Here is a 250-nt window from a genome sequence, read left to right as displayed (position 1 = left end):
ACTCCTAATGCAATGTCTAATCCTAAAGAACCTGAAGGAATAGCTTCTACATCTTCAGTAACATCGTCACCTAATCGCATTACTGAACCTTTTCCGTAAGTTTTATCTAATTTATCTAAAGTTAATTGTAAAGCCTTTAGTTTAGCCGTTTTTTCTTTGTCTTCTGCCATAATTCTACTTAAAAATATTTTATAATATAACCTGTGGCTAAAGTACAAAAAAGAACTTTAACTTATATAGTATAGCTATT

1 pseudogene is annotated in these 250 nt (G+C 29.6%); it reads right to left on the bottom strand.

Annotation, left to right across the window (positions count from 1 at the left end):
• A pseudogene (locus H2O73_RS24230) lies at nt 1-170 on the bottom strand (DNA recombination/repair protein RecA); the annotation flags it as partial.
• Nucleotides 171-250: the final 80 nt, after the last annotated feature.

Origin of the sequence: Vibrio marinisediminis, assembly GCF_014050145.1 — a bacterium.
GTDB lineage: Bacteria > Pseudomonadota > Gammaproteobacteria > Enterobacterales > Vibrionaceae > Vibrio > Vibrio marinisediminis.
The sequence above is the reverse complement of the archived record's forward strand: the minus strand, read 5'-3'. Positions and strand labels throughout refer to the sequence as shown.